At 51.8% G+C, this 15,030-nt stretch carries 12 protein-coding genes; 11 read left to right on the plus strand and 1 reads right to left on the minus strand.

Annotated features, from left to right (window positions below):
- Positions 1 to 401: 401 nt before the first annotated feature.
- The 11 genes from BM063_RS06070 (at position 402) to arfA (ending at position 14,557) form a co-directional block, all read left to right on the plus strand.
- Positions 402 to 1,904, plus strand: a complete 1,503-nt coding sequence (locus BM063_RS06070; protein WP_092036935.1) for a sugar ABC transporter ATP-binding protein — start codon at positions 402 to 404, stop codon at positions 1,902 to 1,904.
- Between the two features lie 17 nt (positions 1,905 to 1,921).
- Positions 1,922 to 2,932 (plus strand): ABC transporter permease, encoded by a 1,011-nt coding sequence (locus tag BM063_RS06075; protein WP_245752105.1) that lies wholly within the window; start codon positions 1,922 to 1,924, stop codon positions 2,930 to 2,932.
- A 163-nt stretch (positions 2,933 to 3,095) separates the two neighbouring features.
- Positions 3,096 to 3,971, plus strand: a complete 876-nt coding sequence (locus BM063_RS06080; RefSeq protein WP_245752109.1) for a substrate-binding domain-containing protein — start codon at positions 3,096 to 3,098, stop codon at positions 3,969 to 3,971.
- Positions 3,972 to 4,059: 88 nt separating this feature from the next.
- The gene (gene araA, locus BM063_RS06085) at positions 4,060 to 5,553 is read left to right on the plus strand and encodes an L-arabinose isomerase (protein WP_092036897.1); all 1,494 of its coding nucleotides are present in this window, start codon (positions 4,060 to 4,062) and stop codon (positions 5,551 to 5,553) included.
- A gap of 319 nt (positions 5,554 to 5,872) precedes the next feature.
- The gene (locus tag BM063_RS06090; protein ID WP_092036899.1) at positions 5,873 to 6,973 is read left to right on the plus strand and encodes a GntR family transcriptional regulator; all 1,101 of its coding nucleotides are present in this window, start codon (positions 5,873 to 5,875) and stop codon (positions 6,971 to 6,973) included.
- 288 nt (positions 6,974 to 7,261) lie between these two features.
- Entirely contained in the window at positions 7,262 to 8,938 is a 1,677-nt protein-coding gene (locus tag BM063_RS06095) for a ribulokinase (protein WP_092036901.1), read from the plus strand.
- Positions 8,939 to 8,978: 40 nt separating this feature from the next.
- On the plus strand, positions 8,979 to 9,686 hold the full coding sequence (araD, locus tag BM063_RS06100; protein WP_092036903.1) for an L-ribulose-5-phosphate 4-epimerase: 708 nt from the start codon (positions 8,979 to 8,981) through the stop codon (positions 9,684 to 9,686).
- Positions 9,687 to 9,808: 122 nt separating this feature from the next.
- Entirely contained in the window at positions 9,809 to 11,101 is a 1,293-nt protein-coding gene (locus tag BM063_RS06105; RefSeq protein ID WP_245752111.1) for an ABC transporter substrate-binding protein, read from the plus strand.
- Between the two features lie 46 nt (positions 11,102 to 11,147).
- Positions 11,148 to 12,095, plus strand: coding sequence for a carbohydrate ABC transporter permease (locus BM063_RS06110; RefSeq protein WP_092036907.1), 948 nt, complete (start codon positions 11,148 to 11,150; stop codon positions 12,093 to 12,095).
- A gap of 31 nt (positions 12,096 to 12,126) precedes the next feature.
- Positions 12,127 to 12,948, plus strand: coding sequence for a carbohydrate ABC transporter permease (locus tag BM063_RS06115; protein ID WP_092036941.1), 822 nt, complete (start codon positions 12,127 to 12,129; stop codon positions 12,946 to 12,948).
- A 91-nt stretch (positions 12,949 to 13,039) separates the two neighbouring features.
- Positions 13,040 to 14,557, plus strand: a complete 1,518-nt coding sequence (gene arfA, locus BM063_RS06120; RefSeq protein ID WP_092036909.1) for an arabinosylfuranosidase ArfA — start codon at positions 13,040 to 13,042, stop codon at positions 14,555 to 14,557.
- A 257-nt stretch (positions 14,558 to 14,814) separates the two neighbouring features.
- On the opposite strand, the gene BM063_RS06125 is transcribed toward arfA, so the two are convergent.
- On the minus strand, positions 14,815 to 15,030 hold a 216-nt coding region (locus tag BM063_RS06125; protein WP_143085250.1), incomplete at its 5' end, for a transposase.

Below are 15,030 nucleotides of genomic sequence, written 5' to 3' on the forward strand. Positions count from 1 at the left end.
AGCCGGCGCAAGTCGCAGCAGACGTTGTTGCATTGCTGGGGCATTTTTTCGATAAAATACTTGTACGTTCAACTTCATCCTTCCGGCATAAAAAGAAAAGGTTTATCGGGGGATGTTTCCAGGCCGGAGGGCACCTCGGCAAAGGCCATATGTGCTTTGCCGGGACGGTTTTGTTTTAGAATCGTCCCAATATTATTGACTATTCCGCGGCGAATTGGTATATTGGAAGCAGAGATTGTACGTTCAAGTTTAATAATCATTTGCCCACTTGTTCGTACAAAAGTGGTGCGCGTGTTTCCTCGCTCCTTTTATAAGAAGTTCACCGAAGACCCCTTGAGAGGATTTTTGGAAAAGAAAAGGATGACCGATTTCCGAGGATGCGGGGGAAGGAGGACAGCTTGATGGTTCAGGATCACCGTCCCATATTGCAAGTCAGAGAAATTCACAAGGTGTTTCCCGGGACAAAAGCGCTGTCCAATGTTTCCATGGAGTTTCACGCTGGGGAAGTGCATGCCGTGGTGGGGGAAAACGGGGCCGGGAAGTCCACTTTGATGAACATCTTGTCGGGGGTCTTTCCCCCGACGGAAGGGCAGATCATTCTGGAGGGAGAGGAGGTGCGGTTTCAAAGCCCACGGCAAGCCCAGGAAAAGGGGATCGCCATCGTGCACCAGGAATTGAGTTTGTGCCCGCATTTGACGGTGGGCGAAAATATGTTCATCGGGAGATTGCCGAGATCCAGACTGGGATTTGTCGATCGAAACAAACTCCGGGAAGATGCAAAAAAAATGCTCGAAGCCTTTAAGGCGGACATCGATCCCGATGATCTCGCCGGGGATTTGAGCATTTCCGAGCAACAGGTTGTGGAGATCGCCAAAGCGCTGACAATGGATTGCAAGGTTCTCATTTTGGATGAACCGACTTCCGCCATCACGGAATCTGAGGCGAACAATTTGTTCGAAGTGATTAGGGAGTTAAGGGGAAAGGGGATTTGCATTATTTACATTAGTCACAGAATTAAAGAAATTTTTTCAATTTCCGATCGCATTTCAGTTTTACGGGACGGCCATTACATCGGAACCTATCATACGGAGGAGATGACCCCTGACCGGGTGGTTCAGCTCATGGTGGGACGGGAGTTGAAAAATATTTACCCGCCGAAATCGACGAGAGGGAAGAAAGAGATCTTGCGGGTGGAAAATTTGAGCCGTGAGGGCGTGTTTCATCAGATCCGGTTCACTTTGTATGAAAAAGAGGTGTTGGGCATTTTCGGGCTGGTGGGAGCCGGAAGGACAGAAATGTCGAGAGCCTTGTGCGGCATTGACCCCAAGGATTCCGGACAAGTTTGGTTGGACGGAAAGCCGGTCGCCATCGATTCCGTAAGCCAGGCCATACAACAGGGAATTGTCTATTTGACCGAAGACCGGAAAAACCAAGGCTTGTTTCTCGACCTCTCAGTCAAACGGAACATCGTGTCTTCCAATTTGCAGGCGGTATCCTCGGGACTTTTTATCGATCCGGTGAAGGAGAAAGAAATGGCGGAACATTTTTCCGAAAAGTTGAACGTCAAAACCCCCGGCCTGGATCAAAGCATCGGCAGCCTCAGCGGCGGCAATCAACAGAAAGCGATGATTGCCAAGTGGTTGTCGACCTATCCAAAGGTCCTCCTATTGGACGAACCGACCCGGGGAATCGATGTGGGGGCAAAATCGGAAATATACAAGATGCTTCGGGAATTGGCCGATGACGGGAAAGGGATCATCGTGATTTCGTCCGAATTGCCTGAGGTGATCGGGATATGCGATCGAGTGTTGGTGATGCACCAAGGAAGAATCGTTGGTGAAGTGTCCGGGGAGCGAATCAACGAGGAGGAGATTATTCGTTTGGCCTCGGGCATCGTCGCATGAGGAGGGAAACGCGGAAAATGAGCATGCTGCCGGAAACAAACCATAAGGAGCTCAAACGGAATAAATTATTCAACCTGAATCTCTTTCAATTCAGGGAAGCAAGTCTTTTATCCATCATTGTCCTCTTGTTTGTTCTGCTGGCGCTGACCACCCCCGGATTCTTGACGGCTGAGAATTTGAAGACCACCCTCATCGGGCTGACGCTTGACGGCATTATCGCTGTCGGCATGACCTTGGTGCTTGTCGCGGCGGGCGTCGATTTATCGGTGGGATCCGTTCTGGCCTTAAGCGGTGTGTTGGCGGGTTATCTGGCCTATAACGGAATGAATGTTTGGACAGCTTCTCTCATTGCGATGGCGGTTTCCCTTCTTGCCGGTTTTTTAAATGGTTTCTTCATCAGCCGGATCGGATTAAATCCCCTTATCATGACGCTGGGGATGATGAGCGCCGCCAGAGGGGTCGCTTATGTGATCACGGAAGGGGCGCCTGTTTCCATCACAGGGCTGGATCCCGCCTTTTTGTTCCTCGGTCAGGGAGAAATATTGGGAATTCCGATGCTGGTCGTCATTTTGATTGTGGTGGCGGTTGTCGGGGATGTTCTCCTTAGAAAGTCGGTTTATCTCAGACAAGTATACTATGTCGGAAGCAATGAAAAAGCCGCCAGATTGTCGGGAATCGATGTGAAAAAGGTTAAAATGGCGATTTACATTGTTTGCGCCCTGCTGGCGGGGTTTGCCGGCTTGCTTTCCTTGTCCAGATTCGCGGTGGCGACTCCCACGGCGGGGATGGGCGCCGAACTCCGCGCGATCTCCGCCTGTGTGATTGGCGGAGCCAGCCTGACAGGCGGAGTCGGAACGATTACGGGGGCCCTTCTGGGCGTCGTTCTCGTGGGCCTGGTGAACAACGCCCTGGTTTTGCTCGATGTGTCCGTGTATTGGCAATCGCTGGTTACCGGATTGGTGTTGATCGCGGCCGTTACGCTGGATGTCGTCAACAATCGAAGGAAACAAAAAAAGCAAAATCTTTGATTTCGGCATCTGAAAAGGGGTGATCGCGATGAAAAGGTGGGCGTGCGGAATTTTGATCCTGGCGCTGTCCCTGTCCGCTTTGGTCGGGTGCACCACGGAAAAAGACGCATCCAGCCAGGAAACTTCCGCGCCGTATCAAGGTTCGAAGGATGAAAAATATGTGATGGTGACCTTCCTTTCCGGAATTGAGTATTGGAAGGGAGCTTTCAGGGGAATGGAAGAGGCGGCGGAAAATCTGGGCGTTCAAGCCGAATACAAAGGGGCCGACCAATACGATATCAACCAGCAGATAACCGTTCTGGAACAGGTGATTGCGCAAAAACCGGACGGAATTCTTGTGACGGCCATCAACCCCGATGCGCTTGTTGCCCCCATAAACAAAGCGATTGAAGCGGGCATCCCCGTGGTGACCTTCGATGCCGACGCTCCGAAAAGCAAACGTTACGCTTTTCTGGGGACGAGCAATTATGATGCGGGGGTCATTGCGGCTCGCGAATTGGCCCGTTTAACCGGAGAGAAAGGGGAAGTGGGTGTGGTCACCGTACCCGGGCAATTAAACCACGAAGAGCGAAAAGCGGGATTTGTGGAAACCATTCAAAAAGAGTTTCCCGATATGAAAGTGGTTTCCATTCAAGACGGCAAAAGCGATCAGGTTCAAGCGGCACAGGCGACCTCCGCCATGATCCAGAAAAATCCCGACCTGGTTGGAATTTTTGCGACGGAGGCAAGCACAGGGGTGGGGGTTGGCACGGCGGTGAAAGAAGCGGGCAAAGTCGGGAAGATTCACATTATTAGCTTCGATACCGATAAAGGGACTCTGGATATGGTGAAATCGGGGATTATCGATGCCACTCTGGCGCAAGGAACATGGAACATGGGCTATTGGGGAATGCATTTTCTCTACAATTTAAGACACGATTTGGTTCATCCGGTGATCGACTGGAAAACGGCAAAAGTGGGTCCTTTGCCTCCTTATGTGGACACGGGCGTGAGCGTGGTGACCAAGGAGAACGTCGATTTCTACTATCCGGATAAATAGACCGTGCTGTCCGCCGCTATTCTCCTGTCATTCGGTCAGGGGAATGCCGCTCATTCGGGCAAGAGATCGAGCGTGAGGGGGAGGGTTCATCTTGGATTTGAAACCTTATGTATTCTGGTTTGCCACGGGAAGTCAACATTTATACGGAGCGGATTCGCTGAAAAAAGTAGAGGAACATTCCCTGTCAATGACAAACGAGTTGAACGGCGATGCGACCATCCCCTACAAGCTGGTTTATAAGGGGGTCTTAACGACTCCGGAGGCGATCCGCAAGCTGTGTATCGAAGCCAATGCGGATGATACTTGCGCAGGTGTCGTTACCTGGATGCATACCTTTTCTCCTGCAAAAATGTGGATTGCGGGTCTTTCCGAATTGCGCAAGCCCCTTCTGCATCTGCATACCCAATTCAACCGCGATATTCCCTGGGACCGAATTGATATGGATTTCATGAATCTGAACCAATCGGCCCACGGCGACCGCGAATACGGATTTATCGGCACCCGGATGGGCATCGCGCGCAAAGTTGTTGCGGGTTTCTGGAAAGACGCGGAGGTTCGCAGCAGGATAGGAAGTTGGATGCACACCGCCGTCGCCTTCACCGAGGGGCGAAACATCAAGGTGGCGCGTTTTGGGGACAACATGCGGGAGGTGGCTGTAACCGAGGGAGACAAGGTGGAAGCACAAATTCAATTCGGTTGGTCCGTCAACGGGTACGGTGTGGGCGATCTCGTACAACGGGTCAACGAAATCTCGGATGCGGAAGTAGATCGGCTTGTGGAAGAATATACCGAAATATATGAAATCGGTTCGAACGTCCGCGAAAATGCCGCCGCTTGGGAATCCGTCCGGGAACAGGCCCGCATGGAACTCGGCATGAAAGCCTTTTTGAAGGAAGGCAACTTTACTGCCTTCACCACCACTTTTGAGGATTTGCACGGTCTGAAACAGCTCCCGGGACTGGCGGTTCAGCGCCTGATGGCGGAAGGCTACGGATTCGGTGCCGAAGGCGATTGGAAAACCGCGGCCTTGGTGCGCATGATGAAAATCATGGCGCGCGGTGAGGGAACTTCTTTTATGGAAGACTATACTTACCATCTGGAACCCGGCAATGAACAAATCCTCGGGTCGCATATGCTGGAAGTGTGTCCGACCATTTCCTCCACCCGTCCAAAAGTGGAAGTTCATCCCCTGTCCATCGGCGGAAAAGAGGATCCGGCGCGTTTGGTCTTCGACGGCAAGTCAGGTCCTGCAGTGAACGCCGCGCTGATCGATTTGGGCAATCGTTTCCGGCTGGTGGTGAACAAGGTGGTTGCGGTGAAACCTGAAAAAAGAATGCCCCGGCTGCCGGTGGCCAGGGTTCTGTGGAGACCGGAGCCCTCGTTGCGGGAATCGGCCGAGTCATGGATTCTTGCCGGGGGAGCCCATCACACCTGTTTTTCCTATGCCGTGACTGCCGAACAACTGGTGGATTGGGCCGAAATGGCGGGAATTGAATGCGTGGTGATCGATGAAGACACCTCGCCCGCAAAATTGCGCAACGAACTGAGGTGGAATGAAATCGCCTGGCATTTCACCAAGTGACTGTTGCATAAGTTGTGCGGACAAGCGGATTTCCCTCCATGTCAGCGGCGAAGGGACCGCGGTGCCGTAAGGATCCGGACGCGCCATCTTGCGAGCCGAAGCGGATTTCGCTTGAAAAAATTTACAGATAATGCCTGTTTTGCGGAGGACCCCCGGACTTCCTCGTGCGGCATTCCCTGCAAGCCTTGCGCGCGAGGGGTCCCGTTTTTTTGCTTTTTCCGGCTTCGGGCGCCTGCCGGGGGGCTTGGCGTTTCCGGGGAACGTTTGTAATGTATAATAAGGTTGAACGCACAAGTGTATGGCGGGGTGGGGATGGTTTATGTCATCTGAACACAAGAAATACAAGCAAGTGAAAGAGGCGATCAAGGCTGCCATTTTGGAAGGCAAAATTGCCCCTCATCAGAAGATTAGCTCGGAGAACGAATTGGTCCGGGAATTTCAAGTCAGCCGGCATACAGTCAGACAAGCGATCGGTGAATTGGTGAGCGAAGGGTGGCTGTACAGGCAACAGGGAAGAGGCACGTTTTGCGCCGATCGGGGAAAGCAAAATGCGTCCCGCGACAACAAGACCATTGCGATCATTACCACATATATCTCCGATTATATTTTCCCTTCCATCATCAGGGGGGCCGAATCGTATTTGAGCAGCAAAGGGTATTCGGTGTTGTTGGCCAGCACGGACAATCAAATTGAGCAAGAAGCCCGGTGCCTGCAAAACATTTTGTCAAAGCAGATCGAGGGAATGATTGTCGAGCCGACCAAAAGCGCCATTTCGAATCCCAATCTAAGCTATTACCTGAATATGGAACTGAATCGAATTCCTTATGTGATGATCAATGCCTACTATCCGGAGTTGTCGCCGTTAAGCATCACCGTAAATGACGAATTGGGAGGGTATCTGGCCACGGAGCATTTGATTCAATTGGGGCATCGCCGGATTGTAGGGATTTTCAAACGGGACGATTTGCAAGGCGTGCATCGGATGAAAGGATTTATCCGTGCGCACCGGGCGTTCCAAGTCCCCATCCAGCCCGGCATGATCATTTCCTTCGATACAGAGGAGAAGTTCAGCAAGCCGAAAAAGGTCATCCGCCAAATGCTGTCGTCGAAGAGCGGAAGGCCGACCGCCATTTTTTGTTATAACGACGAAATTGCGGTTCAACTTTTTGATGTCATTCGCGATTTGAATTTGAAGGTTCCGGAAGACATTTCAATCGTCGGTTTTGATGACTCCCATCTGGCCGAAGCGACCGAAATCAAACTGACAACCGTCAAGCATCCCAAAATCACCATGGGGGAAGATGCGGCGAAACTGATCCTCGAGATGATCGAGTCGAAGAAGACGATGTCTGACATGGAGTCGATTGTCTACACGCCGGAATTGGTGGTCCGAAAATCGACGGCCTCCGTCAAGCATTGACTGTTGCAATCGGGGGATTTTGCATTTTCACGATCCCCCGAAATCGACACAATAAACTTAATATTTTGTAAATTTAACAAAAACAATTTATTGTCTTGATCTTTCGGAGGAGAATGATATATATTATAATCAGAAAAGTTGTACGTACATGTTTCTTTCGAATTGAAACATATCTTATTCGTACAACATGGATCCCCAAAGGAGAAGTTGGCGCGCTGCTTCTCGGGTGTCGTTTAATCCCTCCATTATTTTGCTTATTTTCAATTTTATTTGAAAGTTGGTGACAGCATGGGCCGCAACTATTCCATCGGTGTTGATTTCGGGACGGAATCGGCGCGGGCTGTGTTGGTTGATTTGGAAAGCGGGGAAGTGGTGGCTTCCCATGTGAAGGATTATGCCCATGGGGTCATCGATGAGGAACTTCCCGGCTTGGGCGTCAAGTTGGATAAGGATTGGGCGTTGCAGAATCCGAACGATTATGTTGAAGCGTTTGTAATCGCTGTCAAAGAGATGCTGAGGAAAGCGGAGGGTGTATCCCCGGACGAAATTGTCGGGATCGGGATCGATTTTACTTCTTGCACCATGCTGCCGGTAAAAAGGGATGGCACGCCTTTATGCAACCTTCCTTCCTTGCGCAAGCATCCGCACAGTTGGGTGAAGCTTTGGAAGCATCACGCCGCCCAAAAGGAGGCGGACCGATTAAATGAGGCGGCGAGCCGGTTGGAGGATTCCTTTTTGCCCCGTTACGGAGGGAAAATATCATCGGAATGGTTGATTCCGAAGATTTGGCAAATTTTGAACGAAGCTCCCGAGATTTATGATGAGGCGGACCGTTTCATCGAAGCCGCCGATTGGATCGTCTGGCAATTGACGGGCCGGGAGACGCGAAACATGTGTACGGCCGGGTACAAGGCATTATGGCATAAACAGAAGGGATTTCCCGACCGCTCTTTTTTCCGCAGCCTGGATCCCCGTTTGGAAAATCTCGTGGACGAGAAGCTTTCCCGCGACCTGCTGCCGCTAGGCAGCAAGGCGGGAGAGTTGACCGGGGAAATGGCGGAGAAAACCGGTCTCCGGCCGGGTATCGCCGTAGCCGTGGCCAATGTGGATGCGCATGTTTCGGCTCCGGCCGCCGGTGTGGTGCGACCCGGCACGATGTTAATGATCATGGGCACTTCCACTTGCAATATCCTGCTCGGCGATGAGGAAAAATGGGTGCCGGGAATATGCGGCGTTGTGGAGGACGGGGTTATTCCGGGCTATTACGGCTATGAAGCGGGTCAGTCGGCGGTCGGGGACATCTTCGCGTGGTTTGTGAAAAACGGGGTTCCGCCGGCTTATCATCGGGAGGCCAAGGAAAAGGGTTTGTCTCTTCACGAGTTGTTGGAGCAGAAGGCGGAGCGGATGGGAGCGGGTGAGAGCGGTCTTCTGGCCCTCGATTGGTTGAACGGAAACCGTTCTGTCCTCGTGGATGCGGATTTGACGGGACTCATACTGGGGCTTTCGTTGGATACGAAGCCGGAGGAGATTTACCGGGCGTGGATCGAGGCGACGGCTTTCGGTCAACGGATGATTATGGACACCTTCATCGAACACGGAATTCCCGTCGACCGGCTGGTGGCCTGCGGCGGTTTGCCTTACAAGAATCGGATGCTCATGCAAATTTACGCCGACGTTTTGAACAGGGAGGTTTCGGTGGCCGCCCATTTGCACACGCCTGCGGTGGGTTCGGCGATGTTCGGGGCGGTTGCGGGGGGCGCGTTCGGAAGTATTGTCGAAGCGTCGGAAAAACTGGCCAAGCTCAAGCCCGAACGGTTTCGGCCGAATCAAAGGAACGCGCAGATTTACGAACGGCTGTATCAGGAATACCGACGCCTTCATGATCTGTTCGGAAGGGGCGGAAATGACGTGATGAAGCTGTTGAAACAACTGAAGCGGGAAAGAGGTGTTCCCATAGCGCCGTGACCTTGATGCAGACTACCACCTTGCAAAGGAGGGCAGTCCATTGTTCGAAGAGTTGAAACGAAGGGTATGGGAGGCCAATCTGCAGCTTCCGAAACATGAATTGGTTACATTTACGTGGGGAAATGTGAGCGAAATCGACAGAGAGCGCGGGATTGTGGCCATCAAGCCGAGCGGTGTGCCGTATGAAGAACTGAAGGTCGACGACATTGTCCTCGTCGACTTGGAGGGCCGCGTCCTGGAAGGGAACTTGAAACCGTCCTCCGATACCCCGACCCATTTGGTTTTGTACAGGGCTTTTCCGTCCATCGGCGGGATCGTTCACACCCATTCACCCTGGGCGACCAGCTGGGCTCAGGCCGGCCTGCCGATCCCGGCGTTGGGAACGACTCACGCCGATTACTATTACGGGGAAATTCCCTGCACGAGAAAAATGACGGAGTCTGAAATTCGGGGTGAATACGAACGGGAGACCGGAAATGTCATCGTCGAGACATTTCGGGAAAGGGATCCGTCGCGTGTCCTTGGCGTCCTGGTCAATCAGCACGGCCCCTTTTGTTGGGGAAAAGACGCACAGGAAGCGGTTTATCATGCGGTCGTCCTCGAAGAGGTGGCGAAAATGGCCTATCATACGGTTGTTCTCAACCCCGAAATCGACGCGATCAGCCAACCCTTGCTCGACCGGCATTTTTTCCGGAAGCACGGTTCAAGCGCATACTACGGCCAAACTTCAAAGAGTAAGACTTCATGAGTTTTCTTTCGGGGTTGGAGCCGGGGATTCATCCGCGCTTTGCGTTTCCCTTCGGGCATTGGGGGGCTGAATGTTTAAAGATCTTGCGGGAGCTGATTCCCGAGGGTAAGGGGGAACCGCCGGTGAGGAAAAGAGTGGGACTTCTCTCGATCATCGCGCTTTTATGGACCGCGTTGTTTGCAGGCTGCTCCAGTGCCGCCGAAACCTCTTCCGATGGGAAAACCACACTCACCCTCTGGACGTTCGCCAGTCAGCACGTCGAGTTTTACGAGGAAATGGCCAAGGAGTGGAACAGACGACATCCGGACAAACCAATCGACCTTCAGATTGAAATGTATCCCTACAACGAAATGCATAATAAACTGTTGCTGTCTCTCTACTCCAAGGTAGGGGCGCCTGATATCGCGGATATAGAGATCGGAAAATTTGCAAACTATCTCAAGGGGGAGCCGCAGCTTGTACCGCTGAATGATATCGTGGATCCGGTGAAAGATCGGATTGTTCAATCGAGAATCGACATTTACAGCAAAGATGGAACGGTTTACGGCATCGGCTTTCACGTGGGTGCCACCGTCATTTTTTACAACAAGGAAATCCTGGATCAGGCGGGAGTGGATCCGGATCAAATCAAGACCTGGAATGATTTTGTCGCCGCCGGAAAGAAAGTGAAGAGCAAAACCGGGAAACCGATGATAACCATTGATGTGACCGAATTTTTCGCTTTTTGGCCTCTCATTATTCAGCAAGGATCCGATTATCTCGATGAAAACGGCGAAGTCATACTGGACAACAAAATCAATGTCGAAACGCTGACATTTCTGCACGATCTGATCTACAAGCATCAAATTGCGATTCCTACGCCGGGCGGAGGGCATCATGCGGAGGAGTACTATGGTTTTATGAATCGAGGGGGCGCCGCCTCCGTGATCATGCCCATGTGGTACATGGGTCGATTCACGGACTTTATGCCCGATCTGAAGGGAAAAATGATCATTCGTCCGTTGCCCGCATGGGAAGAAGGGGGATTGCGGTCAGCCGGCATGGGGGGGACGGGCACCGTTGTGACGAACCAATCCAAGCACCCCGAACTGGCAAAGGAATTTCTCAGCTTTGCCAAATTGTCGAAAGAAGGAAATATCAAAATTTGGGAAATCCTCGGTTTCGACCCGATCCGGTGGGATGTGTGGGATGAGCCGGAAATGAAAGCTGACAACAAGTATACGGAATACTTCGGCAAGGGGATTTTCGACACGTTGTTGGAAGTCAAAGATGAAATCAATTCTCCCAACCTCGGAGAGAAAACGCCGTTAGTGAACGGGGTCGTGGGTAGCAATGTGCTCTATCATGCGATCAAAACGAGAGACAAAACGCCTGCCGAAGCGTTAAGAGAAGCTGCGGCGCGGCTGAGGCAGTGATCGGAGGCGGGGATCTTTCCTCAAAAATGGCCTGGGAGGTAAAAAGATGGAACGCGCATCCGTTTCAAGGCCCTCTCGGTTTTCCCTGAAATTCAGGGGCGGAAAGCGGAGAAACAATGTCCTTTTTTCCCAAAAGTACGCTCCTTACATCATGGTCGCCCCGTTTGTCCTCTCCTTTCTTCTGTTTTTCCTGTATCCGATCATCAACACCGTGATAATGAGCTTTCAGGAGATTTATCCTGGGCAAAGAAACTTTGTCGGTCTGGAAAACTACGCCAAATTGCTCAATCCGCAATTTTACACCGCCGTGTTCAACACCGCCGTCTACACCCTGTGGACGCTGATCATATTGATCCCCGTTCCGCTTGTTTTGGCTGTCATCCTCAATTCCAAGTTGACGCCGCTGAGAAGCGTGTTCAGATCGGCCTTGTTCATTCCGGCCCTTACCTCCGTGATTGTGGCCGGGGTCGTCTTTCGTTTGATTTTCGGTGAATCGGAATCTTCGCTGGCCAATGAAGTGATGGCTTTACTGGGCTTTTCACCCAAGCAGTGGATGATGCACTGGAACACCGGCATGTTTCTCATGGTCTTGCTCGCTTCATGGCGGTGGATGGGAGTCAACGTTCTGTATTTTTTGGCCGGTCTGCAGAACATCCCAAAGGAACTGTACGAAGCCGCCGAAATTGACGGAGCCGGCCCGCTCATGAAGTTCTTCCGCATCACGCTGCCCCTGTTAAAACCGGTCACGGTCTACGTTCTCACCATCAGCATATATGGCGGGTTTCGGATGTTCGAAGAGAGTTTCGTCTATTGGCAGAACCACTCGCCGGGGGATATCGGCCTTACCATTACGGGTTACCTCTACATGCAGGGATTTGAAAATTTCGATCTGGGCTTCGGTGCGGCGATTGGCTTGGTCCTGCTGCTGATCGTACTCACCCTCAATTTCATCCAGCTAAAATTTTTCGGCGTGTTCAGCAAGGAGGACGGATGATATGTTCATCGCTGCGGCGGAAAGAAGAGTGATGTTCAGGATTTTTGCAGCGATTCTTTTGACGGGTCTCAGTTTCGTCGCGCTGTTTCCGTTTGTGGCCTTGTTGTTGGCCTCCTTTAAATCCGCGAGTGAATTGATGCGTTTCGGATTGAATCTCCGGCTGGATTTCGACGTATTGAGTCTGAAAAACTATCTCTATCTCTTCACGGAACAAGGGAAAATCTATTGGACATGGTACAAAAACAGTTTGCTGATCACTCTTTTGTTCACGGCGGTATCCCTGTTTTTCTCTTCTCTGGTCGGATATGCCCTGGCTGTATATAACTTCAAAGGAAAAAACACCGTTCTCTTTTTGGTGCTGTTTCTGATGATGATTCCGCTGGAGATTCTGATGCTCCCGCTGTTTGAGGAGATGATCGCATTCCGGCTCGTCGATACGTATTGGGGTGTCATCGTTCCCTTCGCCGTTTCTCCCTTCGCGGTGTTCTTTTTCCGGCAATACGCCGTCAGTCTGCCGAGGGAATTGCTGGATGCGGCGCGGATCGACGGCTGCTCGGAATTCGGAATCTACCTCCGAATCATGAGTCCCTTGATGATCCCGGCTTTTGGAGCCATGGGAATTTTGCAGGCATTGCACAGTTGGAATAATTTCCTCTGGCCGCTGGTCGTTCTCCGCACGGACGAGATGTTTACGCTTCCCATCGGCCTCGCCGGGTTGTTGACCCCTTACGGAAACAACTACGATGTTTTGATTTCCGGCGCCGTTCTAACCGTGGTTCCCATCATCATTCTGTTCTTCCTGTTCCAACGGTATTTTATTTCCGGGCTCACCATCGGGGCGGTCAAGGAATAAGGCCTTGGAGACGGTTTGGAGAGCATGGCAGGCTTTTTTCCGGATTTCTGCGGTCTGATTCGATGTGCGGTACCGGAATGGAGGGAAAACCATGACCGACCGGTTGAAGGCAACGATGGTGATCGACAGGGAGTTCCAAATCTCGGCCGTTGACCCGAGGATTTACGGTTCGTTTATCGAACACCTCGGCAGGGCCGTGTACGGAGGGATTTATGAACCGGACCATCCCCTTGCCGATGAGCGCGGTTTTCGGACGGATGTGATGGAGCTGGTCAAGCAGTTGAACGTGCCGATCATTCGTTATCCGGGGGGCAATTTTGTATCAGGCTATAACTGGGAAGACGGCGTGGGACCTGTTGATAAGAGACCGCGCCGGCTGGAGCTGGCTTGGCGGTCCATTGAGACGAACCAGGTGGGAACCAACGAGTTTGTGGAATGGGCCAAGTCGGTGAACAGCGAAGTGATGATGGCCGTCAATTTGGGAACCCGCGGAATTGACGCCGCCAGAAACCTGGTGGAATATTGCAACCACCCGGGCGGCACATACTGGAGCGACCTGCGCATTTCCCACGGATACAGGAAGCCGCATCGCATCAAAATATGGTGTCTGGGGAACGAGATGGACGGACCGTGGCAGATCGGTCACAAAACCGCGGAGGAATACGGGCGCTTGGCGGTTGAAACGGCCAGAGCGATGAAAATGGTCGATCCGGAGATTGAGCTGGTTTCTTGCGGTAGTTCCGGTTCCTCGATGCCCACGTTTCCCGAGTGGGAAGCGGTCACGCTGGAACACACGTATGATGAGGTGGACTACATCTCGCTGCATTCATACTATGGAAACCGAAACAATGATACCCCCAGCTTTTTGGCGAAATCCCTGGACATGGATCAATATATCCGCACTGTGATTGCTACCTGCGATTATATCAAGGCGAAAAAGCGGAGCAAGAAGACCTTGTATCTCAGTTTTGACGAATGGAACGTTTGGTACCACTCCAATGAAGCGGATAAAAATATCGAGCCGTGGTTGGTGGCTCCGCCCCTGCTGGAGGATGTCTACAATTTTGAAGATGCTTTGCTGGTCGGATGCATGTTGATCACCCTTTTAAAGCATGCGGATCGCGTGAAAATCGCCTGTCTGGCGCAATTGGTCAATGTGATTGCCCCCATTATGACGGAAAACGGCGGGAAGGCTTGGAAACAAACCATCTATTATCCGTTTTTGCATGCTTCCACTTATGGAAGAGGAACTGTGCTCAATCCGGTTGTTTCCTCTCCCAAGTACGATTGCGCCGAATTTACGGATGTTCCCTATCTGGAATCGGTTGCCGTATACAATGAAGAGCGCGAAGAATTGACGATTTTTGCGGTGAACCGCCATCTGGCCGAACCGCTTCTGCTTCAATGCGATGCCAGAAGTTTTGAGAATTACCGGGTCATCGAACATATCATCCTGGAACATGAGGACTTAAAAGCGGTCAACACGGCGGAGGAAGAGCGGGTCAAACCCCATCACAACGGCAACGCCGAAATGAGGGAAGGAATGGTGACGGCCAGTCTGCCCAAGGCGTCCTGGAATGTGATTCGATTGAAGCGAAAGAAGCCTTGATCTGTGGATCTATGCTTACGGAATCGGGGGGCTCTTCGGGCGCTTTGGAAAGGTCCCGGCCCCGGAATGAGAAGGTTCCATACGAGGGAAGAGCGGGATTTTTGGATGGGAGTGACCTGTGCCTGCGTCCGAAGGGACTTCCTGTGAATGCAAACCCTGCCGAAGGCAGGGTGAGATTGATGACAAACCCCCTGGCTCTTTTCGCAAGAAAAGCGCCAGGGGTTGCATGTTTATGGGAAATAAACAGATAAAGGAAATTAGATTTGGTAAATTAGGCGGATCACAAAGCCTTTTCCTCTCTTCGAGAGGAGCAAGGCCATTTTTTTGATGTTTTGAGCCACGGCAATAAGGAGGCATTGCTCTCTGACTTTGGCAAGCCCCCTGTAGCGTGCATAACGAAGCCCATGAAGTTCTTTGGCGTCAGCGAAGCTGCGCTCAATGGTCTGACTCCGTCGTTTATACAGTTGTTTGCC

The sequence above is a fragment of the Planifilum fulgidum genome, from assembly GCF_900113175.1.
Lineage (GTDB): Bacteria > Bacillota > Bacilli > Thermoactinomycetales > DSM-44946 > Planifilum > Planifilum fulgidum.

What these genes read in the sequence shown, in the direction of transcription:
- BM063_RS06070 (WP_092036935.1), top strand. Translation starts at nt 402, where the DNA reads ATGGTTCAGGATCACCGTCCCATATTGCAAGTCAGAGAAATTCACAAG.
- BM063_RS06075 (WP_245752105.1), top strand. Translation starts at nt 1,922, where the DNA reads ATGAGCATGCTGCCGGAAACAAACCATAAGGAGCTCAAACGGAATAAA.
- BM063_RS06080 (WP_245752109.1), top strand. Translation starts at nt 3,096, where the DNA reads ATGGTGACCTTCCTTTCCGGAATTGAGTATTGGAAGGGAGCTTTCAGG.
- BM063_RS06090 (WP_092036899.1), top strand. Translation starts at nt 5,873, where the DNA reads ATGTCATCTGAACACAAGAAATACAAGCAAGTGAAAGAGGCGATCAAG.
- BM063_RS06095 (WP_092036901.1), top strand. Translation starts at nt 7,262, where the DNA reads ATGGGCCGCAACTATTCCATCGGTGTTGATTTCGGGACGGAATCGGCG.
- BM063_RS06110 (WP_092036907.1), top strand. Translation starts at nt 11,148, where the DNA reads ATGGAACGCGCATCCGTTTCAAGGCCCTCTCGGTTTTCCCTGAAATTC.
- BM063_RS06115 (WP_092036941.1), top strand. Translation starts at nt 12,127, where the DNA reads ATGTTCAGGATTTTTGCAGCGATTCTTTTGACGGGTCTCAGTTTCGTC.
- arfA (WP_092036909.1), top strand. Translation starts at nt 13,040, where the DNA reads ATGACCGACCGGTTGAAGGCAACGATGGTGATCGACAGGGAGTTCCAA.